Origin of the sequence: Pleurocapsa sp. PCC 7319, from assembly GCF_000332195.1 — a bacterium.
Taxonomy (GTDB): domain Bacteria; phylum Cyanobacteriota; class Cyanobacteriia; order Cyanobacteriales; family Xenococcaceae; genus Waterburya.
The window spans coordinates 5,920,459-5,943,089 of the sequence record NZ_KB235922.1; the positions used below are offsets into that span (position 1 = coordinate 5,920,459).

The 22,631-nt window shown below is 41.4% G+C and carries 19 protein-coding genes and 1 pseudogene; 12 read left to right on the plus strand and 8 right to left on the minus strand.

Annotated features, from left to right (window positions below; translation table 11 throughout):
• The first annotated feature begins 784 nt into the window (after nt 1-784).
• The 12 genes from PLEUR7319_RS0130925 to PLEUR7319_RS0130980 all read left to right on the plus strand — a co-directional run bounded on the left by PLEUR7319_RS0130925 (nt 785) and on the right by PLEUR7319_RS0130980 (nt 15,065).
• Entirely contained in the window at nt 785-2,797 is a 2,013-nt protein-coding gene (locus PLEUR7319_RS0130925) for a PatA/PatG family cyanobactin maturation protease (protein WP_019509117.1), read from the plus strand.
• A gap of 50 nt (nt 2,798-2,847) precedes the next feature.
• A complete protein-coding gene (locus PLEUR7319_RS0130930) occupies nt 2,848-3,045 on the plus strand; it encodes a cyanobactin biosynthesis system PatB/AcyB/McaB family protein (protein WP_019509118.1) in 198 nt (65 codons plus the stop codon).
• Between the two features lie 117 nt (nt 3,046-3,162).
• Complete coding sequence (locus tag PLEUR7319_RS0130935; RefSeq protein ID WP_019509119.1) at nt 3,163-3,405, plus strand: cyanobactin biosynthesis PatC/TenC/TruC family protein; 243 nt, start codon at nt 3,163-3,165, stop codon at nt 3,403-3,405.
• A gap of 29 nt (nt 3,406-3,434) precedes the next feature.
• Nucleotides 3,435-3,899, plus strand: a complete 465-nt coding sequence (locus tag PLEUR7319_RS41040; protein WP_019509120.1) for a cyanobactin biosynthesis PatC/TenC/TruC family protein — start codon at nt 3,435-3,437, stop codon at nt 3,897-3,899.
• Nucleotides 3,900-4,027: 128 nt separating this feature from the next.
• A complete protein-coding gene (locus tag PLEUR7319_RS0130945) occupies nt 4,028-6,307 on the plus strand; it encodes a TOMM precursor leader peptide-binding protein (protein WP_019509121.1) in 2,280 nt (759 codons plus the stop codon).
• Between the two features lie 134 nt (nt 6,308-6,441).
• A complete protein-coding gene (locus tag PLEUR7319_RS0130950; protein ID WP_019509122.1) occupies nt 6,442-6,639 on the plus strand; it encodes a DUF5837 family cyanobactin class RiPP in 198 nt (65 codons plus the stop codon).
• A 204-nt stretch (nt 6,640-6,843) separates the two neighbouring features.
• Nucleotides 6,844-7,038, plus strand: a complete 195-nt coding sequence (locus tag PLEUR7319_RS0130955) for a DUF5837 family cyanobactin class RiPP (RefSeq protein WP_019509123.1) — start codon at nt 6,844-6,846, stop codon at nt 7,036-7,038.
• A gap of 207 nt (nt 7,039-7,245) precedes the next feature.
• On the plus strand, nt 7,246-7,443 hold the full coding sequence (locus tag PLEUR7319_RS0130960) for a DUF5837 family cyanobactin class RiPP (protein WP_019509124.1): 198 nt from the start codon (nt 7,246-7,248) through the stop codon (nt 7,441-7,443).
• Between the two features lie 431 nt (nt 7,444-7,874).
• Nucleotides 7,875-11,228 (plus strand): PatA/PatG family cyanobactin maturation protease, encoded by a 3,354-nt coding sequence (locus tag PLEUR7319_RS0130965; RefSeq protein ID WP_019509125.1) that lies wholly within the window; start codon nt 7,875-7,877, stop codon nt 11,226-11,228.
• Nucleotides 11,229-11,362: 134 nt separating this feature from the next.
• Nucleotides 11,363-13,666 (plus strand): alkaline phosphatase, encoded by a 2,304-nt coding sequence (locus PLEUR7319_RS0130970; protein ID WP_019509126.1) that lies wholly within the window; start codon nt 11,363-11,365, stop codon nt 13,664-13,666.
• A 151-nt stretch (nt 13,667-13,817) separates the two neighbouring features.
• The gene (locus PLEUR7319_RS0130975) at nt 13,818-14,156 is read left to right on the plus strand and encodes a DUF2853 family protein (RefSeq protein WP_019509127.1); all 339 of its coding nucleotides are present in this window, start codon (nt 13,818-13,820) and stop codon (nt 14,154-14,156) included.
• A 12-nt stretch (nt 14,157-14,168) separates the two neighbouring features.
• Nucleotides 14,169-15,065, plus strand: a complete 897-nt coding sequence (locus PLEUR7319_RS0130980) for a lipase family protein (RefSeq protein ID WP_019509128.1) — start codon at nt 14,169-14,171, stop codon at nt 15,063-15,065.
• 66 nt (nt 15,066-15,131) lie between these two features.
• Here the strand turns inward: PLEUR7319_RS0130980 and PLEUR7319_RS0130985 are convergent, their stop codons facing one another.
• The 8 genes and pseudogenes from PLEUR7319_RS0130985 to PLEUR7319_RS0131025 all read right to left on the minus strand — a co-directional run bounded on the left by PLEUR7319_RS0130985 (nt 15,132) and on the right by PLEUR7319_RS0131025 (nt 22,173).
• Nucleotides 15,132-15,485 carry a hypothetical protein gene (locus PLEUR7319_RS0130985; RefSeq protein WP_019509129.1) on the minus strand — a complete coding sequence of 118 codons (354 nt, stop codon included), beginning with the start codon at nt 15,483-15,485 and terminating at the stop codon, nt 15,132-15,134.
• A 69-nt stretch (nt 15,486-15,554) separates the two neighbouring features.
• The gene (locus PLEUR7319_RS0130990; RefSeq protein WP_019509130.1) at nt 15,555-15,824 is read right to left on the minus strand and encodes a type II toxin-antitoxin system RelE/ParE family toxin; all 270 of its coding nucleotides are present in this window, start codon (nt 15,822-15,824) and stop codon (nt 15,555-15,557) included.
• A 1-nt stretch (nt 15,825) separates the two neighbouring features.
• Entirely contained in the window at nt 15,826-16,089 is a 264-nt protein-coding gene (locus tag PLEUR7319_RS0130995) for a type II toxin-antitoxin system Phd/YefM family antitoxin (RefSeq protein WP_019509131.1), read from the minus strand.
• A 114-nt stretch (nt 16,090-16,203) separates the two neighbouring features.
• Nucleotides 16,204-18,315 (minus strand): hypothetical protein, encoded by a 2,112-nt coding sequence (locus tag PLEUR7319_RS42990; RefSeq protein WP_019509132.1) that lies wholly within the window; start codon nt 18,313-18,315, stop codon nt 16,204-16,206.
• Between the two features lie 3 nt (nt 18,316-18,318).
• Nucleotides 18,319-18,585: a hypothetical protein gene (locus PLEUR7319_RS0131005; RefSeq protein WP_019509133.1), complete on the minus strand. Its 267-nt coding sequence runs from the start codon at nt 18,583-18,585 to the stop codon at nt 18,319-18,321.
• Between the two features lie 502 nt (nt 18,586-19,087).
• A pseudogene (locus tag PLEUR7319_RS43740) lies at nt 19,088-19,899 on the minus strand (PAS domain S-box protein); the annotation flags it as partial.
• A gap of 42 nt (nt 19,900-19,941) precedes the next feature.
• The gene (locus PLEUR7319_RS41740; protein ID WP_019509136.1) at nt 19,942-21,903 is read right to left on the minus strand and encodes a hypothetical protein; all 1,962 of its coding nucleotides are present in this window, start codon (nt 21,901-21,903) and stop codon (nt 19,942-19,944) included.
• A gap of 3 nt (nt 21,904-21,906) precedes the next feature.
• Entirely contained in the window at nt 21,907-22,173 is a 267-nt protein-coding gene (locus PLEUR7319_RS0131025; RefSeq protein WP_019509137.1) for a hypothetical protein, read from the minus strand.
• Nucleotides 22,174-22,631: the final 458 nt, after the last annotated feature.

Consider the following 22,631-nt stretch of genomic DNA (forward strand, 5'->3'; position numbering starts at 1 on the left):
TCGACGAAGAAATATTAGACAAGTTAGGACTGGGTTAAAGGGTAAAGGTTAACGGGAAAAGGTTGTTCTATCGTTCCCTTAACCCTTACCCCTTTACCTTTTTCCTATATTTATACGTCTTCTTACAACTCATCGAACTCACGTTGAAAACGTCGTTTCAGTAATCAAGTACAATTACTCAGTTGCATAACTGGGATGCTCCCCTTGTAGTCTTTATTAGATTTCGTATTTTTTTTAATGAATTATTGCTTTTTTTCTATTCCTTTATTTTATAAAAAATTGACAAAAACCTTAAGATAAACAAACACATTTTGGATCAACGATCTTTCTTACTTTTATATATAGTGTTGAATAAATAGCAATATATAAAGTCGTAAAATCATGAATTATTAATTGTAGAAAAAAATAGATCGATTCTGTAATAAAATAATCCTTAGCTACAAATAAAAAGGTTAAACAACTAGTAGTAATTGATATGAATTCGACAGTATTTTAAGATTAAAAAGTCAGATATATTATACTGACCAATTAAAAATACAAATTGAAGCGAGATAGTGAAATGCAGTATACAAAGTCATTAACTAGCGGGTTCGCCAAACATTACATCCTTAATCTGTAATATTAAAAAAATAATTAAATAGTCTGTAGGCTCGCGCAATAGTGAGTGTCGTGTAAGTATCAATTATATTTTTTTGATTGACATTATTATTTAACAAAAAAAAGAAATATAGATCAAATATATCTAGAAAATAACTTTATCAATTAAAAGTATAAAATAATTCAAATGTTCGATCTTACTAAGCTACCTGGTATTCAACAATTATGGTCAAAAACTAAAGGTGACCCCAAGATTTGCGTAGCAATTTTAGATGGTTTAGTTGACCAAACTCATCCCTGTTTTGAGGGAGCTAATTTGGCTCGATTGCCTACTCTGGTTGAAGGGGAAGCTAGTCTTGATGGCACTATGTCTACCCATGGAACTCATGTGACTAGCATTATCTTTGGTCAGCCTAATTCTGCGCTTCCTGGGATTGCCCCTAAATGTAAAGGATCGATCGTTCCTGTATTTTCCGACCGACAACGTAGCCTGTCTCAACTCGATTTAGCTCGTGCGATCGAACAAGCAGTTAGTGCTGGCGCAGACATTATTAATATTAGTGGGGGACAACTAACTGATGACGGCGAAGCCGAAGATTGGCTCAAGCGTGCAGTGCGTCTGTGCCAGGAAAATAATGTCTTAATTGTGGCAGCAGCGGGCAATGATGGCTGTGAGTGTTTGCACGTTCCAGCAGCACTCCCAGCAGTCTTAGCAGTAGGGGCAATGGATGGTTTAGGACAACCTCTAGAAATTAGCAACTGGGGGAAAACCTACCAAAGTCAGGGCATTCTTGCCCCAGGTGAAAATATATTAGGGGCAAAGCCAGGAGGGGGGACGGTAAGGCTAAGTGGCACTAGCTTTGCTACGCCGATTGTTACTGGGGTTGCTGCTTTATTACTAAGTTTGCAACATCAATACGGAGAAATCGATCCACAGCAGGTACGCACTGCCTTGTTAAAGACTGCTCTACCTTGCGATTTTAGCTTGAAAAACGACCATCAGCGTTGTTTAGTAGGAAAGCTGGATATTTTTAGTGCGCTTAAATATTTAACAGGAGAAATTATGACGAAAGAATTACAAACCATTGAAGCTTCGGGTTGCGGTTGCGGTGGCAACGATAACACCAGTACTGAAGTTTTAGCTAATACAGCAGTTTCCAACGAGTTAGAAACCGAGTCAAAACAAACTGTTGTCTCCAATAGCGAAGATCGAGAAGTCAAATCAAGCGAATTAGTTACTGCTTCTGCTGCTGAAACTATGTATACCTCTAATACATCTGCCGATCGAACAACTTCTATGCCTACTCAATCTGCTAACTTTGTTAACGCCAGTCAAGCACCCAGCAATATATCCGAAGTAAATTTAGTGTATGCCCTTGGTACACTGGGATACGATTTTGGCTCTGAAGCTAGACGAGACTCTTTTAAACAATTTATGTCGGGTGTGGCAATCGAACCTGGCATTTTAGTGCCAGCTAACCCCTATGATGCTCGTCAGATGGTGGATTACTTAGGAGAGAATCTTTCCGAAGCCAAGTCTTTGATTTGGACTTTGAATATGGAATTGACTCCTATTTATGCGATCGAGCCTGTAGGTACTTTTGCTCGTGATGTCTATGAAGTTTTTCAAGAATTTTTGTCGGGACAGGTACAGGCTGAAGACAACGACGAGTATATCGAGCGAGTCAGTATTCCTGGACGCATCACGGGAAGGACAGTAAGGCTGTTTTCAGGACAGATTGTGCCAGTAATCGAACCTGAAAGTCCTCGCGGAATGTATGGCTGGAAGGTTAACACCTTAGTTGGTTCGGCTCTTGAAGCAGTAAGAACTCAAGAAGGAGATGTTGATGAACAGCAAATGCGAAGATCTCTTGGTAGTTTCCTCAACCGCGTTTACTATGACTTGCGGAATTTAGGTCAAACTTCTCAAGACCGCGCACTCAATTTTGCTGCTACCAATGCTTTTCAGGCTGCTTCTACTTTCTCAGAGGCAGTGGCAACGGGAATGGAGTTAGATAGCATTAACGTCCAAAAGAGTCCTTTCTGTCGTCTGGATAGCGATTGTTGGGACGTACAGTTAAAATTCTTCGACCCAGAAAATAGTCGCAGAGCTAAAAAAGTATTCCGCTTTACTATCGATGTGAGTGACCTAGTGCCAGTTACTTTGGGCGAAGTTCGCTCTTGGTCTACTCCTTATTAATTCTCGATCGCGCTTTGTTGGAAATCAAATAGCTAAACGCCTTCAAAATCATGAGATTACCAAAACTTGCAGTTCCAGTAAAAAGACCCGATCTTATTTTCCCCCATCGATCGGTAGATATTGTTCATGGTCGAGGTGAAGACCTCCTACATATTCGGATGGACTTGATGCATGGGGCTAACTATAACGATCCACCCCAATTTCGCTATCCCAGTTATCAGCAGGTTATGACTTCTATTTGGGGTTAAGACTGTTGTGACTGTTGACCCTTAATTCAATAGCATCAATAGCAACCCTAAATGAAATGAGAAATTCCTACTACCCACTACCCACTACCTAAAAACTAATTAGGAGAATAAATAACTATGCCAGAAGAAGTAACCCCAACCCGTCGGAAAACTCGTGGGAAGAAAACCACGGCAAAAGCTAAATCAGAACCAACTCAACCAGAAGAAAAAGCTTCAGTGCCACCAAAAATACAGGAGCGCAAGAAACCTAAAATTTTGGCGACTGGACTAGAAGATTACGGCAAGTGGAAAGCCATGTTTAAAGACCACCAGCGTCAAGAAAATGAGCCTCCCTTCCGTCGGGGACGCATTTGGTCGTAGCATCATATCTAATTTTGCAGAGAATAAATATGTCTAACTTTCGTATTTTTGGTCGTATCGTCGATCGCGGTTCTGGTTCGGGGATTCCTAATCTCCGTGTTGAAGTTTGGGATAAAGATGTCAAACACGATGATTTATGCGGAACTGCGGTAACTAATGCTCAAGGCAATTACGAGATCGTATTCGACGAATCTGCTTTTAAAGATTCGCCAAAGGATACTCTACCCGATGTTTATCTGCAAATTTTCCAGGGAAATAAGCAGGTTGAGAGTACCAAAGACGCTGTACGTAAAAATGTTCCTTCAGGCGATACGGAAATCAATTTTGAGTTAGGCATTGCTGCTAATTCTGCTTCTAAGATAATGCGATCGCGTCCCAAACCAACCATACTGGCGACTGGACTAGAGGACTATGGCAAGTGGAAAGCCATGTATAAAGACCATCAGCGCCAAGAAAATGAGCCACCCTTCCGTCGGGGTCGCATTTGGGCATAGCTATAGCTGTACAAAGTTACGTTAGGACAGATTAGTTATCTGCTCGAAAGTAGCAAGTAGCAAGTAGCAAGTAAGAATTTTAAAGGATGTCCTAACGCTGATACATGATGCTATGGAGTAAAAGTGTTATGAAACTGACTACCATTCCTCAAATCAAGCCTCACTACCAGATTGAGGTTGTCGAACCAAAACAGGTATACCTGTTGAGCGAACAATCTACCCATGTGCTGACTGGACAACTTTATTGTCAAATTTTGCCTCTGTTAACTGGAGAACATAGTCTAGAGCAGATCGTGCAAAAGTTAGAGGGGCAGGTTTTACCAGAACATATCGACCACGTCCTCGATCGCCTGGAGAATAAAGGCTATCTAACTGAAGGGTCAACAAATTTGTCTCCTCAAACAGCAGGATTTTGGAGTGCTTTGGGGATAGCACCGTCTCAGGCAGTCCGATGTATGCGATCGGCGCGAGTAGTCCTGAAGGCTCTAGGGCAGGTGGATACAGAGCCGTTAGCTGCTGCCTTGGCTGCGGTAGGAATTCAGACTCAAAGCAATAACGATCGCTCCTCAGAGTCACCAACATTAACGGTGGTGCTAACCGATGACTATCTGCGACAGGAGTTAGCCGAAATTAACCAACAAGCTTGTCAAACTAGACAACCCTGGTTATTGGTGAAGCCCGTAGGCAGAATACTTTGGCTGGGACCAATTTTTGAAGCGGGAACGGGCTGTTGGGATTGTTTGGCGCATCGACTGCGAGGCAATCGGGAGCTTGAGACTATGATTTTGCGACAAAAGCAGCAGGATAAAATATCTGGCTGTTTGCCGATGACCCCAGTAATGTTGCCTTCAACCCTTCAGACGGGGTTGCAGTTAGCAACGACGGAGGTAGCAAAGTGGTTAATTAAACAAGAGCTAGAAGAGAAGACTCTATCGACCTTAGAAGGTAATATTCTTACTTTCGATTGTATCTCTCTAGAGCTTAAAACCCACGCCCTGCCCTATCGTCCTCAATGCCCTACCTGTGGCAATCCGAAACTACTGCACCAACGGGGCTTTGAACCGATTCAACTTCGTTCTCGCCTCAAGCAATTTACTAGTGATGGCGGTCATCGGGCTGTAACCCCCAGCCAAACCGTAGAGAAGCATCGACATTTAATTAGCCCAATTTCGGGAGTTGTAACCGAGTTGGTGCGAATTTCTGACCCTAGCAATCCGTTGGTGCATACCTATCGAGCCAGTCATAGCTTTGGTAATGCTACTTCCCTAAAGGGTTTGCGTCATGCTCTACGCTATAAAAGTTCTGGTAAAGGAAAAAGCGATCGCCAGTCCCAAGCCAGTGGTTTTTGCGAGGCAGTAGAACGCTATTCTGGTATCTATCAGGGAGATGAGCCTCGGATTCGGGCAACCCTAGCCGAGTTAGAGGGAGCAATACATCCCGAACAATGTTTGCTGTTTAGCGATCGCCAGTACGCCAACCGCGAGATTTTAAATCAACAAAAGACCGTCGCTCACGACTGGATACCCCAACGGTTCGATCCGACTCAGGCGATCGACTGGACACCAGTATGGTCGCTGACAGAACAGGTTCACAAGTACTTACCTACCGCTTTTTGTTATTATGCCTATCCCTTACCTAAAGACCATCGTTTCTGCAAAGCCGACTCTAACGGTAATGCTGCTGGCAATACTTTAGAAGAAGCAATTTTACAAGGATTTCTGGAACTGGTAGAACGGGATAGCGTAGGTTTATGGTGGTACAACCGTCTACAGCGACCCCAGGTAAATTTGGCTAGCTTTGACGAGCCATACTTTTTACAACTACAAGAATTTTATCGGCAAAACAACCGCGAACTTTGGGTATTAGATGTAACTGCCGATTTAGGGATTCCTGCCGTTACTGCCTTGTCTCGCCGTACCGATGGCAACACAGAGCGAATTATTGCTGGGTTTGGTTGCCACCTCGATCCTAAAATTGCTATTTTACGAGCCTTGACTGAAGTAAACCAACTCGGTCTAGAGTTAGACAAAATTCCCGCAGAGGAACTAGGGGCAGAATTCAAACAGTGGATGCTGAGCGTAACTCTAGAGAATCAGCTCTATCTCGCTCCCGATACCACCGTTCCAGTGAAGACTGCTCAGGATTATCCTCAAAGCTGGAGCAATGATATTTATACAGATGTCATGACCTGTATCGAAATTGCTCGGCAAGCGGGGTTAGAAACCCTGGTGCTAGATCAGACGCGACCCGATATTGGTTTGAACGTAGTCAAGGTAATCATTCCAGGAATGCGCCACTTTTGGTCGCGGTTTGGTGCAGGGCGACTGTATGACATACCCGTAAAGCTGGGCTGGCGGGATACACCATTACCAGAAGCACAAATGAATTCAATTCCGATGCCTTTTTAACGAACGGTTTTTGCAGCCACTTTATATACGCTTCAAATAATGCTGCTGACAAGCTTCTTCCCAAATAAGAAGGAGAGGTTAGACCCACCTATAAGCGGTCAGATTAAACTAACACTCTCTTTGGAGAAAATTTTATGGATAAGAAAAACATCATCCCCCAACAGGCACAGCCCGTACAACGATCTACTCAGGGAACTAAAGCCGACTTACTCGCTGAATTAACTGAAGAAAACCTCGGCACTGTAGCTGGAGCAACTGCTTCTATGGTGACAGATAAAGTCTCAATGGCTTGCTATTGTGCTTGTTCCTATGACGGTGATGAAGCGGAATAGCTGTTAGTGCTACGTTTCATGAAATCAGAGAAAGCCCCAATTTTAACTGTTAAAAGACGGGGTATCTCTGGCAAATAATGTAGAACTTAAAGCTCGATTATATACGGTAGCCAAGTTGTTTGGGTAACATCCATTCGCTTAGAGCAAACCCGATGTTAGTCAAATATCTGGCTTCCGCGATCGGCTCAAACAAAGGAAAAACTCATGGATAAGAAAAACATCATTCCCCAACAGGCACAGCCCGTACAACGATCTACTCAGGGAACTAAAGCCGACTTACTCGCTGAATTAACTGAAGAAAACCTCGGCACTGTAGCTGGAGCAACTGCTTCTATGGTGACAGATAAAGTCTCAACGGCTTGCTATTGTGCTTGTTCCTATGACGGAGATGAAGCGTAATAGCTGTTACTGTTTCGTTTGACGAAATCAGAGAAAGCCCCAATTTTAACTGTTAAAAGGCGGGGTATCTCTGACCAATAATGTAGAACTTAAAGCTCGATTATATACGGTAGCCAAGTTGTTTGGGTAATATCCAATTCCTTAGGGCAAACCCGATGTTACTCAAATATCTGGCTTTTCTAATCGGCTCAAACAAAGGAAAAACTCATGGATAAGAAAAACATCATTCCCCAACAGGCACAGCCTGTAGTGAGGGTAACTCAGGGAACAAAAGCCGACTTACTAGCTGAGTTGACCGAAGAAAATCTCGGCACTACAGTTGGAGCGACTGCTTCACTAGTTACAAATAACGTAACCTTAGCTTGCTATTGTGCTTGTTCCTATGACGGAGATGAAGCGGAATAGTTAGCTACTGTTTCGTTTGATTGATTCCAGGTTATCAAAAAGCTTTTAGCCGTTAGCTATTAGCTATTAGCTATTAGCTATTAGCTTCAATTAAATAGAGTCTTAAACTATACCTGGTAACTAAGCAGCAAACTCTTAAGAGTTTACGAAACTGGTGCGTTAGCTAATCACTTTAACGCACCATAAAGGGCTTCGCCCCAGCTATAGGCTATAAACTTCAATCAAATCAGCATGGAGTTTTAGATCCCAACTGATTGACGGACAAAGTATAGACGCGCTTGGTATTAACCCCTTTGAGCTTTTTAAGTTTTTGACAAGCGAAAGAGCATTAATAAGTATCAGCTTGGAGCTTAAGGCTTAGAGCTAAAAGCTTTTGATAAACACTAATGATTTTCAGGTTTTACAAGCAATTTCCAGCGAGATAGGGCATTATGCTAGATTACGGCAATTTAGAAGTAGGGACATTAGCGATCGCCATACCAATGGTAGACACAGCAGAATTAAACGCGATCGCGCCTGATTGGAGCGAAACTGCGGTTAGTTTATCTCGCTTTGCTTATCAACGCCAATACGATGGTGAAATGGTGCTAGAGTCCCCCCTATCTAAATTCCGCATTAGGTTGTTGGACTGGCGGGCTAGCGGTTTATTGGCTCTTTTGGCTCAACCCCAGTCAATTGCTACTCTTACCGCCTTTGCGGATTTATCTCCTGAAATTATCCAACAATTTTTACATCTACTATGGGCGACACAGTTTCTGACTACCGAATCAGAACCGCGTAACGAAGTCATGCCGTCAGGCTTATCGCTTCAGGTTTGGGAATTTCATAATCTTCTGTTTCACAGTCGCAGTCGTTCGGGTCGTCACGATTATCCTCTGACTCACGGAGAGCAATTTACCGATTTACTGCCTCAAATTTCAGCGGTGAAACCACCAATGAGCGATAAAGTCGTCCCTTTACCGCGACCCAATTTAGCAATTATTACTCAAGGAGATTTAACTTTAACCGAGGCGATCGAGACGCGACAGTCGATTAGGGAATACGACGATACTCATCCCATAACTTTAGAACAATTAGGTGAACTGCTATATCGTACCGCTCGTGTTAAAGATATTTATCAATTAGATGAATCGCAACTAGACTGCGAGCTTACCCATCGTCCTTATCCTAATGGAGGTAGCCTCTACGAACTAGAAATTTACCCCGTGGTGCGTCACTGTGAAGGACTCGAATCGGGTCTTTATCACTACGACCCCCTCAATCATCAGCTAGAAAAACTTACAGACAACAATGCCCACATTGATTCTTTGATTACTCACGCATATAAAACTAGTGGCGAACACGATAAGCCTCAAGTGCTGCTGGTAATGACAGCCCGTTTTGAACGACTATTTTGGAAGTATGCCTTTGGAGCTTATGCCTTAATAGCAAAGCACGTTGGCGTACTGTATCAAAATCTCTATCTGGTAGCCAATAGTATGGGGTTAGCTTCCTGTGGGTTAGGCAATGGGGATAGCGAGTGCTTTGCCCAAGCCACAGGCTTAGACTATATCCAAGAATCTTCCGTGGGCGAATTTATGTTAGGTTCTCTACCCCGTCGGGATACCACTAAACCCGAAACAGAAACTACTGTCACCAAACCTATTGCACTACATCCCCACGACCTCGACGATCGCCTACCAGGACTTGCCAATTTACGCGATCGCACTTTAGGCGATTCTCGTGTTACAGTGGTAATTCTCGACAGCAATCCCAACAACCAACTGTCTTGCTTTGAGGGGGCTAACCTTTCTAAAGTATTTCCCCATTGGCATGAAGCTCCAGAGCCTATTTCTGCCGAAGCTTACGCCATTTATCGAGACATTGATAATAGCGACCTCAAAAAAGAGGAAAAGCTGGCAAAAATTAGGGCTGTTCTGCCTGAAGAGATCATCAATCGGATCAAAGGAGATCATCATGCGTCCCATATCACCAGCACCATAGTGGGTCAGGAAAATACCCCAGCTCCTGGTATCGCTCCCGATTGTCGCGTTATTAATATCCCGCTCAACACTACAGGTGACAACGAAGAATTTATTTCGGTTCTTAACTTAGCTCGTGGCTTTGAGCTAGGCCTAGAATTAGGCGCAAACATCATTCACTGTGCAGCTTGTCGTCCTACCCAAACAGGTGAAGCTCAGGATTTACTAAAACAGGCAATTAAAAAATGTTTAGACAACAACATTTTAATAGTTGCGCCAGCGGGGAATAATAAAGGCGAATGCTGGTGTATTCCCGCAGTGCTGCCAGGAGTTTTAGCCGTAGGGGCAATGAAAGATAATGGTAAACCGTTTAAGTTTAGTAATTGGGGCGGTAACTACCAACTTGAAGGTATTTTAGCTCCTGGGGAGAAGATTTTAGGGGCGCAACCAGGTACAGAAGAACCCAAACGGCTAACGGGAACAAGTATGTCTGCACCAGTAATGACGGGTATTATTGCACTGCTGATGAGCTTGAAACTACAACAGGGTAAGCCGATTGATGCTGAAGCGATCCGCGCTGCTTTGCTTAACACGGCAATTGTCTGCGATGCTCAAGAGGTTGAAGAACCAGAACGCTGCCTCAATGGTAAGCTCAATCTCCCTGGAGCAATGAATTTGTTATTTGGGCAACCTTCGGTCAGCATTTCCTTTACAGGCAACAGCGTTACTCGCATTGATGACGGTCATTTTATCGCAGCTTCTGGTAAAAACGAGGATTTAAATAACGCTCCACCCCTCAATCCCAATTTGCCAGCTACTCCTTATCTACCTTCAAGTGTAAGTGGTTCGGCAGCTCCCATTTTATCTAATTCGCCCATTCCAGAAAGTGCTTCGGTTCGAGTAGAACCTGACTCAGCATCCAACCCTCAAGCCCAAATTACACCATCGTCCATCACCGTAGCCCCATCTGGTGTAACTCCTAGCACCGCTCACAGCGGACAGATCTACGCCCTTGGCACTCTTGGTTATGATTTTGGTAGCGAAGCCCGACGGGATTCTTTCAAACAACTCATGTCCGCCGTCAATGTGGATAGTCTACTGGTTCCAGCTAATCCCTATGACGCATGCCAAATGGTGGATTATTTAGACCGCAATCCGTCTGAAAGTCGCTCTTTGATCTGGACTGTAAATATGGATTTAACTCCCATTTACGCCATCGAACCTCAAAATCCTTTCGGAGCGGAAATTTACGAAATACTTCTAATGCTGCTTGCAGGACAAATAGAGCCAGAAGATAGCGACGAGTTTGTGGAGCGAGTTAGCATTCCCGCCCGTCTTACTTCGCGCACTGTCGAGTTGTTTTCGGGTCAGGTAGTGCCTGTGATCAAATTACGTAACCTCCGAGGCATCTATGGCTGGAAGGTAAATACCCTGGTAGATGCAGCACTAGCAACAATAGTAGAATCAAGCGAGGTAGATGATATACGGCGATCGCTCTTTAGTTTTCTCAATCGAGTCTACTACGACCTGCGTAACTTAGGACAAACTTCCCGCGATCGCGCTTTAAACTTTGCTGCTACCAATGCTTTTCAAGCTGCCTCTGTATTTGCTCAAGCGATCGCTGAAGGACGGGAGTTAGACACCATCGAAGTGGAAAAAAGTCCGTATTGTCGTTTACACAGTGATTGTTGGGATGTCAAACTCAAATTTTTCGATCCCGAAAATAGTCGTCGCGCCCGTAAACTATACCGATTCACCATTGATGTAGCAGATTGGGTTCCTGTGACTCTAGGTGAAGTGAAATCCTGGTCAATACCCAATTAAATAAAATTCTCAAAGAGAAAATTTAATCATGATCTGAGAAACAATCAAACAATTCTTTGCCAATGCTCTAAAAAAATCCAACTATAGAACAGATATCGATTATTAAAAACATTTAGCTTTTCAGGAATAACACCATGACTAACAAAAATAAGATTCAAACAGTTGTTAAATTCGACGATACCTTCTATCTCAAAAATAAAAGCGGTCAATACTTAATTGCTGCCGATAATGGACGCTATTTTTTTCCTCAGTTAGATCGTAGTGGTCAAACAAAGCTACAGCTTAAAGGTAAGACGGGAGAGCTTCAGCACAATGACAATATAAAAATTAGGTCTTTAGAAACGCAGTTAGGCGATCGCAATATTTTAGGTGCTTTCAGCGATAGTCGTAACTGTTATTACTGGGATGATGGTTACGACGAAGACAAACAAAACTGGAAGATTACCAACGCGTCTGGCGAAAGAGGTAAGATACGTTATGGAGATGAAGTTTACCTAACTAACGTTCATTACGACAATCAGACTTTAGCTATCGATCCCAAGAATCCAGGTTATCTAACTACCGTTAAAAATGCTAAAGAAGTCTGGATTTTAGAAACTACCCAGAAGCAGAGTCCTACTGTAGTATCTAGCACTCCCAAATCTAGTGTATTTGGTTTGTCAGTAGCATCAGGCGATCCGACACCTACAGGGGTAATCCTTTGGACGAGAATTAATCCTGAAGCTTGTGACGGAAATATTACCTTAAAATATGAAGTTTCTCGCCAGAGAGAATTTAAAGAAACCGATATTGTCATTTCAGAAGATATTCCTAACTCAAAATTTGGCAAAGAAACCGACTATACGGTCAAGGTAGATTTAGATACAAAGCTAGAGCCAGATCGGACTTATTTTTATCGCTTTATTTATGGTGAAGCAACCAGCCCCATTGGTCGTTGCAAAACCCTTCCTAGAGAAAATGAGCGAATCGAAAAGCTCCGCCTAGCAGTTATAACCTGTAACGATTACAGCACTGGTTACTTTAACGCTTTTTATCATTTAGCAGAAGAAGATGTTGATTTTGTAGTTCATTTGGGGGACTTTGTTTATGAATATTCCCAATATCCTCCTAATTATGGAGAGGTCTACCGTAAAGATATTTACTGGGAAGAAGACGATTACGGACAATCTTCTTCAGAAACTCAAAGAGCCACATCATTAGAAAACTTCCAGCAAATTTATCGTACTTATCGTCAAGATCTTGCGCTTCAGGCTGCGATGGAACAGCATACCTGGATGATAACTTTAGACGATCACGAAGTCGCCGATAACTGGTATTGGGATCGAGAGGCTGAAACCATAAGTGTAGATGGACACCCTGTTGCGGAAAAGACAAAAGACGAAAGTCTTGAAAAGAAAAGAAAAGCAAGGGCTAAACTCTATAACAGCGCGATTAAAGCGTGGATGAATTATGTTCCTGCTCGACTCCAAAAAGCTGACACTAAAGAAGTAGAATCAAGTAACACCCAAGAACCAGAAATACTCGAAGGACTCGAACTTCATAAGAACCTAATCTATAGACGGTTCCGCTTTGGCTCATTGGTCGATTTTTTCCTAACCGATAGCCGTAGTTTTAGAAGTAAGCCCGATCTAGACTCCGACAATCCAAATCCTCAAGCAACTATGTTGGGTAAAAATCAAAAAAAATGGTTGATCGAGGGCGTTAAAAATTCCAATGCTGCCTGGAAGGTGTGGGGAAATCAAACACTTTTAGCAACTGCATGGTTCAATGCTTGGTATAAGCCCGATTTAATTGACGACTGGCAAGCATACATGGGTGAACGTCGTGAGATTTTGCAAGCCGTCAAAGACAGTGAAACCAAAAAACACAACACTAATAAAGCAAGTCGTTTTGTGGTCTTTACGGGAGATATGCACACTTCGATGATTTCCTATCTGAAGACTGATTTTGAAGGAAAAAGAAACAAAATTAACATGGATTATAGCAAACTTGCTGGTGTAGAATTTATGACTCCAGCCTTAACTTCACCAGGAGTATCAGAAGGAGCTCGCTCAGAAATAGACAAGTTTGTATCTACTGTGGCAGGTGCTACCGAAATTACCTCTGATATTGCTAAAATTGCTGAAAAATTGCCCAATTTACCTTTTTTCTCAAATGACAGCAGTGATGATGCTGGTGAAGGAAGTAAATTGCATAAAGCGTCTATAGCAGAGTTGACCAAGCGTTTTAGTCCCCATATCGAACACTATGACTCATCAATTAACGGATATGCGATCGCTGAGTTCACACCTTCCGAAATGAGATGGGAAGTATTTGCAATCAACAAGTCAGATTATGATGTCGCAGACGATGGTCGCAACATATCCAAAAGAGGAGCGCGTAAGCATCTTGCCAAATCGATGAAATATTATCCAGATACCATCACGCTGGATGATTAATATCCTTTATCAGACAAGATCTTTAAACCAGAGACTTTTTCTGATGTGGGTTGGGAAATTATTCAAAACACCAAAACGGTAGACGATCTAGTTAATCGTAACGTTCCTTCAGGCGATTGCGCCTACAAAGTTACCTTTAATCGTTAAAACTATGACAGTACAAAAATTAAGCATCAGCGAATACGCCAGTAACATTCAAAAATATACCGAGAATGTCAGTGAAGAGGTAGTTAAAGGAATTGTCAAACATTTAGGCATTGCTTTGACCAACAGAGATGCCTCCTTAGTTTCCTGTAGCGATAAAACAGAGTTAGATCGCGTTCGAGAAAAGTTTTTGAAAAAGAAATTACAGCTTACTGCTAGCGATGCAGATTTAGATCGGGCGATTAATGAAGTCTGTACCACGATGAAAGATACCAGAAATAAGTCTCGCGTCACCTTCTACTATTTGCTGGCGGAGAAATTTGACAAACTATCTTTATTTAAATAGGAGGAGATAATTATGACCGTTGAATCGAATTCACAAATTAATTTCGCGGAAATATTTAATCCCGATGCTCAAGGTTTCAGTGCAGCAAACATGGCTTATCTAGCGCACTGCGCCCAAGCGATCTATAAACCTGACTCTGAATGTACTGAAGCGATCGCCAATATTGATAGCGAAATAGCCAAAAACATCAGATACTTTAACTCTCGTCAAACTGGTACAGAAGGCTTTATTACAGGAGATAACCATAAAATCATCATGGCATTTCGCGGAACTAGCGATAAAAAAGATTGGTTAACTGATGCAGCTACTATTCAAAAATCTTGGTCTTCTGTTACCAACATTGGTAAAGTCCATAGCGGATTTTTTCAAAGCCTCAACTCGGTTTGGTCGGTGGTTATCGAACATCTTGAAGAACTACAAACCAACGAACAACCAGTCTGGATTACTGGTCATAGTTTGGGTGGGGCTTTGGCTGCGCTAGCTTATGCTACCTTAAGACTGCAAGAACCAAAATACGAACTAGCTGGTGCTTATACCTTCGGACAGCCTCGTATTGGCGATGATGTTCTTTGTAAGAATTTCGATGCAGATTCCAAACATCGCTTTTTTCGAGTAGTAAACAACAATGATATTGTGCCTCGCGTACCCTCTAAGGTAGTCAGACAAGGTGCAAGTATCCTAACTATGGCGGCTAAAGCCATCCACGATATCAATTCCTACGAACACATGGGAACTCAACTATATTTTGATGCTAACGGCAAACTAATCCATGATGCTACGTTTATGGATCGTTTAATTGGTCGTTTTGAAGGTTATAAAAATAATCTTTTTAATGGCAAGCTCGATTTCGACAGCATTGAAGACCACAGCATGGACGACTATAAAAACTTATGTATGTCGTTGTTGTAGATTGAATTAAGGCGATCGCCATATTGTCCCCCTGCGTTTATCACAAGAATATCAACCCAGTAATAACTATTCTCCATATTCTTGTTTCAAGTTTTCATAATATTTTCGTTGAGCTTTTTCTACTAACTTCGGGTCTTGCCTTCGTCTAGCAATAGGTTGCGTTAGATCCGAACTTTCCACCACGCGAATTTTGATTTCATCCCCTATTTTCAAATGACGTTTAATCCAATCTAAATGCTCGTCATCGTGTCTGGCGTGATGAAGCAAACCGCCTACCTGTAGCTCAATACTATCTAAGTTTTCATTCTTATCTCTCAAAGCATTGTGGTAACAAAGGATAAAGGAAAGTACTGAAATTTCCTCCATTCCAGCAACAATTTTTGTCTCGTCATTGATGGCTATTTCAAATGCAATACCCATATTTTTAGCTAGTTACAGTATGGCGATCGTCCATCTTAACAAGTTTCTATTAAGAGTTAAACTTTGAAATTAGAGATTATCGTAAATTTCCTGACGATGCCCCACACGAATTATTACAATTAGCAGAACGTTATCCTCAACCGTATAGATAACTCTGTAATTGCCAACTCTAATTCTAAAATACTCGTTATTTTCCCCTTTTAATTTTTTACAACCAAAAGGTCGAGGATTTTCGGCAAGTTTTGCTATTGCCATTTTGATTCGTTGTATTTCTTTAGCAGAAATCGAGCGCAAATCTTTTTTAACACGGCGATCAAACTCGATCCGATAGCGACTCACATTAGACCTCTAATTCCGAGAAAAATTCGTCAAAACTCAATCTCTCTTGTTTTGAATCAGTCATTCGCAGTTCTGCTTCTTGAATATCGGCTCGATCTTCTGCTTGCTGTAAAAGTTTTTGAAATAATTCGTAGTCTTTAGCTGGAATCATATAAACAGGCTCTTTCCCAGAACGCTTGATCGCAATATGCTCTGAACCATAAGCTACATGATTCAGTGTATCGGCAAAATGATTTCTCGCTTTTCCAGAAGATAGGGAACGCATAATTTAAACTCTGTACTCTATGTACATAGTGTACCCTAATATTAATACTATCTTATCTTTACTACTAAAGCGATCGCACCTCCGATATTAGAAAAGCGATCGCTATACTGTAGATTAAATTTCAGCTATTTCAACAGTAGAAGTAACTGAAAAAGGTAAAGGAATATCAAAATTAGGTTCAATATCTAACTCCACAGTAATCGAGTCAGCTACATCACCAATACCCAAACCAGCATCAGTTACTAAAAATTCAGCTAGATCTTCAGTTATGACTTCCAAGAAGTCGCCATCAGCAGGATTATCAGCAAGATAATTCTCAATAGAATCAGCTATTTCTTCAACAGACAAAAACTCACTATCTTCAATGCCTGAAACATAGTTGAGATCGAATGTTACATCAACCACTGCTTCACGTGCAGGAACCAGAAGATCGTTTAGCTCAAAAGAAATTGAGGTCGAAGTGGATGTATTTAAATCGGTAGAAGTATCGAGGATGGTAAAGCTGGCTGCATTGACTTCCGAATCAATACCATATTCATCAGACTCGGATAAAGCAAAGCTAACGCTCTCTTCACCTTCTGTTGTATTGTCGGCAATAATGTCATTAACTAAAGTAGCCTCGGTTGCGCCTTCTGCGAGGGTAACTAATGCCTGTTCGATTAAACCAGATTCTTCATTAATTATTAGTTCAAAGTCGGTAACGTTTTCACTACCATCGACAAAGTAAGTAATATCCCCAGGCAAAGGATCGGTGTCCTCGACTAAATCCAGTGCGACAGTCAAACCGCCTTCACCTACAGGTTCAGTAAGCTCAAAGTTCCATAGCAGTTGCGAACCTTCTTCTACTTCAGTTGGTTCTGCTACTACACTTATTGTTGGTAAGTCAGTGGAAGTATCCGCATCGGAAATAGTGGTGGTAATTTCATTTTGGTCGGGATTGATCGAATAGCCATTTCCTTCAGCGATCGCTGTAGTAAATACTTCTTCTCCTTCAGCTACATCATCACTGATAGCTTGAGAGACTAAGACTGCTTCGGTTTCTCCTTCGGCGATCGTGATATTAAAGCTTTCGGATACACCCTCTTCAACAACAAACTCAAAATCGGCTATATTGCTACTGCCATCGATGTTATACTCTACGTCTCCTGGAGCGGGGTCATTATTAAAGGTAATTGGGAGAGATAAAGCTAAACCTCCTTCTGGTGCGGGTTGAGAAAGACTAATATTCCAGCTAAAGGTTTCTCCCTCGGTAACACTGACATTTTCTGGAGTAATGCTTACTGTAGGTAAGTCAGTAGAGGTATCGGCATCAGTAAGAGTAGTAATTACATTATTCTGCGCAGGGTTAGCGCGGTAGTTTTCTCCATCAGCTATTACGGTGGTAAAAACTTCTTCTCCTTCTTCAACATCATCTGCTACAACCTCAGAAACCAAACTAGCTTCTGTCACCCCCTCTGCAATAGTCAGATTAAACCCAATAGAAACATCATCTTCAACTACAAATTCAAAGTCGCTAATGTTGCTGCTACCGTCGATGTTATATTCTACGTCCCCAGGTGCGGGGTCATTATTGTCGGTTACGGGAAGGAATAAAGTCAGTCCGCCTTCTGGTGCGGGTTGATTCAAACTAAAGTCCCAAGTAAAAGTATTGCCTTCTGCTGCGGTTGCTTCTTCCGTCACTAAACTAACCACAGGTAACTCAGTGATAATTGTAGTCACCTCATCTTGTTCAGAATCTGCTTGATAATCTTCGCCATCAGCAATAACAGTAGTAAAGCTTTCATCAGTTTCTGTTATGTCATCGCTTACCGCTTCGGATACTAAGGTTGCTTCTGTCGCGCCTTCGGTGATAGTCAGATTAAAGCCAACAGATAAGTCATTATTAGTTACGAATTCAAAATCTGAAATATTCTCGCTACCGTCGATGTTGTATTCCACATCCCCAGGTGCGGGGTCGTTATTAACTGTAATCGGCAGAAATAGGGATAAACCTCCTGCTGGTGCGGGTTGGTCTAAGCTAAAGTTCCAAGCAAAGGTTTCGCCTTCGGTAGCAATTAAAATTTCTGGAGTAATGCTAACTGTAGGGGAAGTCATATTGTCCTCAATAGTGGTAGTAATAGTGGTGGAATTAGGATCGGCAATGTAAGTTTCGTCTGGCAATAGACTCAGAGAATAGGTTTCATCACCTTCGTCAAGATCGTCTGCGATCGCGGAAATACCAAACATTGCTTATGTAGCACCTTGAGTAATGGTCAAACTGGCGATATTTGTGCCGTCTGATTCAACCTGTCCGAAATCAACAATATTGCTAATCAGTTCGGGAAGAAATTCGGGATCGACCCCTTCACCATCGAGAGTGCCGATATTTAATTTGACGGTTAAGCTTCCTGCTGGTGCGGATTCGCTGAGATGGAAAGTTAAATGCTGTGGCTGACCTCCTTCGGTAATTTGGGTGCGATCGGCAGTAAAGCTAACTATGGGTAAATTTTCACTCATTACTCTTGATTGGTTACGAAATAGATACGCACTCGATCGCTTGCCATTCAAATAAGACAGCCATTACAAAGTTGACCCTCTTTTGCAAGCGTTGAAAACTAATTAAAATTGCTGCCGATGGCGATCGCTGCTATGAGTTTTATCAATTACAATTTGACAAGTATTATTGATAAAGATATATCGCTAATTCTTGTAAAAGAATCTTATACTTATTTGCTCACATTTTTACCTAATAAATAATTAGTTTTGTCTGTAATTTAAACAAAAAGGTAATGTAAGAAAAGTAAGATAGTATAATCTTTAAAAGATAAATATTAATAAGTATACTAGTCTATCAAAAATCTATATTCGCAAAAAAACAGTTTAACTAGTAAACCAAAGATTAAAAATATTTGATTTTTGATCAAAACAAGTTTAATTTTTTATATTGTAAATCATAAACCTTAATCGATTTAAGACACAATAATAATTGCGATCACGGAAACTGGAATAGGTTCATTTTTTAGTTCCAGAATTCATCCAAATCTACTTCTTCAATCTCCTTTTGTACCTGCTGGAAGTAATTGCTTTTAGTCAGCATAGCTACTTCCTTTTCTCGTTTGTTGTGGTCGATTTCGATCTTTAATTCCTTTAATTGCTTTCTTAATTCCGCTTCGCGACGTTTGCGATCGCTGATATCTTGAACGATACCTTCGTAATAGAGAACCTGACCGCGATCGTCTTGAACCACGCGAGCATCGATTTGCGTCCAGATAATGCTGCCATCTTTGCAATAGCAGCGATATTCAAAGTCTTTAGCTTTACCTTCTTTGGTCATTAATCTCCTAAACTCGGCTCTTTTTTCGGGATCGACATAAACCTGTTCGCTAATATCGGTAACACTCTCTAACAATTCTTGGGGCGAATCGTAACCGTATATCTTTGCCAGTGAGGGATTGACGCTTACGTAGTAGCCTTGGGGTGAAGATTGAAAGATACCTTCGAGAGCATTTTCAAAAATACTGCGGTAGTTTTCTTCGGCAATTCTTAAAGCCTCTTCTGCACGCTTGCGATCGCTGATATCGAAGATTACGCCATCTAAATAAAGGCTAATTTATCCGAAGCATCAGAAATTCTCAAAATCGGACGAGTTACCCAACGAGCTGTAGCAATACCAATAACGATCGCTCCTATTAAAGCAGCCGAACACAACAATACTGTATTGCGGGTATTTTCATGTATCTGCGCCATAAAGTCTTTTTCTGGCACTACCACCACCGTCAACCAGTCTATACCTCGTCCATCATTTATCGGCACGACACGAGCATAATAGCGATCGCACCTCCGATATTAGAAAAGCGATCGCTATACTGTAGATTAAATTTCAGCTATTTCAACAGTAGAAGTAACTGAAAAAGGTAAAGGAATATCAAAATTAGGTTCAATATCTAACTCCACAGTAATCGAGTCAGCTACATCACCAATACCCAAACCAGCATCAGTTACTAAAAATTCAGCTAGATCTTCAGTTATGACTTCCAAGAAGTCGCCATCAGCAGAATTATCAGCAAGATAATTCTCAATAGAATCAGCTATTTCGCCAACAGACAAAAACTCACTATCTTCAATGCCTGAAACATAGTTGAGATCGAATGTTACATCAACCACTGCTTCACGTGCAGGAACCAGAAGATCGTTTAGTTCAAAAGAAATTGAGGTCGAAGTGGATGTATTTAAATCGGTGGAAGTATCGAGGATGGTAAAGCTGGCTGCATTGACTTCCGAATCAATACCATATTCATCAGACTCGGATAAAGCAAAGCTAACGCTCTCTTCACCTTCTGTTGCATTGTCGGCAATAATGTCATTAACTAAAGTAGCCTCGGTTGCGCCTTCAGCCAGAGTAACTAATGCCTGTTCAATTAAACCAGATTCTTCATTAATTATTAGTTCAAAGTCGGTAACGTTTTCACTATCATCGACAAAGTAAGTAATATCCCCAGGCAAAGGATCGGTGTCCTCGACTAAATCCAGTGCGACAGTCAAACCGCCTTCACCTACAGGTTCAGTAAGCTCAAAGTTCCATAGCAGTTGCGAACCTTCTTCTACTTCAGTTGGTTCTGCTACTACACTAATAGTTGGTAGAGTGGGTTCGATGGTTTCAGCAAATAATCTAACATTATCAAAGTCAACTAATTTGACATTATTATCAACTTCCAAACCAGAAGTTTCTGCAATGTTAACCAAGCGGATTTCTAATTCTTCTCCCAAGGAAGAGTGCATTTCAGGGGCAGTGAAGGTCACAGTAGAGGTTTCAAATACTCCTTCTGCAATACTGAGGCTGTTATTATCTTGAGCGAGAACTTCTCCACCTGCAACTAATTCTACTCGGTAGCCTGGGAAACCCGACAAATCCGCTCGAACAAAGGGATTTGGTGCGGGATTGCCAACATCAACCTGTAAGGTGTAGCGAGTATTGGCAGTCAACTGTTCGTCAAGAGTTTGACTTAAACCGACAACACCACTACCAACTTCATCGAGGATAAAGCTATAGCCAGCGTTTTTGCCATCAGGAGCGTCCTCTGAGTAAAAGTTACTGACATTTGATATTCCTGCATCTGTAAAATTAACTGCACCAGGAGTAAGCGGAATACCTGTAAGCAAACCATTAGGATTATATGCTTTCCACCCTGGAACAGAATCTTGGGTAGGCGATTCTGTAACCGAAAGAAAGAAATTACCTGGCGACTCTTCAGGAGAGGGTAAAGCAGGAATTTCAAAACTGAAGTTTTCGATGGAGACAGCATTATCACCGAAGGAAGTATCTTCAATAGTGGTAGTTACTTCACTGTTCTCGGAATCGACTAGATAACCATCTCCTTCGGCGATCACTGTAGTAAATACTTCTTCTCCTTCAGCTACATCATCACTGATAGCTTGAGAGACTAAGACTGCTTCTGTTTCTCCTTCGGCGATCGTGATATTAAAGCTTTCGGATACACCCTCTTCAACAACAAACTCAAAATCGGCTATATTGCTACTGCCATCGATGTTATACTCTACGTCTCCTGGGGCGGGGTCATTATTAAAGGTAATTGGGAGAGATAAAGCTAAACCTCCTTCTGGTGCGGATTGAGAAAGACTAATATTCCAGCTAAAGGTTTCTCCCTCGGTAACACTGACATTTTCTGGAGTAATGCTAACTGTAGGGGAAGTCATATTGTCCTCAATAGTGGTGGAATTAGGATCGGCAATGTAAGTTTCGTCTAGCAATAGACTCAGAGAATAGGTTTCATCACCTTCGTCAAGATCGTCTGCGATCGCGGAAATACCAAACATTGCTTATGTAGCACCTTGAGTAATGGTCAAACTGGCGATATTTGTGCCGTCTGATTCAACCTGTCCGAAATCAACAATATTGCTAATCAGTTCGGGAAGAAATTCGGGATCGACCCCTTCACCATCGAGAGTGCCGATATTTAATTTGACGGTTAAGCTTCCTGCTGGTGCGGATTCGCTGAGATGGAAAGTTAAATGCTGTGGCTGACCTCCTTCGGTAATTTGGGTGCGAGCGGCAGTAAAGCTAACTACGGGTAAATTTTCACTCATTACTCTTGATTGGTTACGAAATAGATACGCACTCGATCGCTTGCCATTCAAATAAAACAGCCATTACAAAGTTGACCCTCTTTTTCAAGCGTTGGAAACTAATTAAATTTGCTGCCGATGGCGATCGCTGCTATGAGTTTTATCAATTACAATTTGACAAGCATTATTGATAAAGATATATCGCTAATTCTTGTAAAAGAATCTTATACTTATTTGCTCACATTTTTACCTAATAAATAATTAGTTTTGTCTGTAATTTAAACAAAAAGGTAATGTAAGAAAAGTAAGATAGTATAATATTTAAAAGATAAATATTAATAAGTATACTAGTCTGTCGAAAATCTATATTCGCAAAAAAACAGTTTAACTAGCAAACCAAAGATTAAAAATATTTGATTTTTGATTAAAACAAGTTTATTTTTTTATATTACAAACTATAAATCTTCATCGATTTGAGA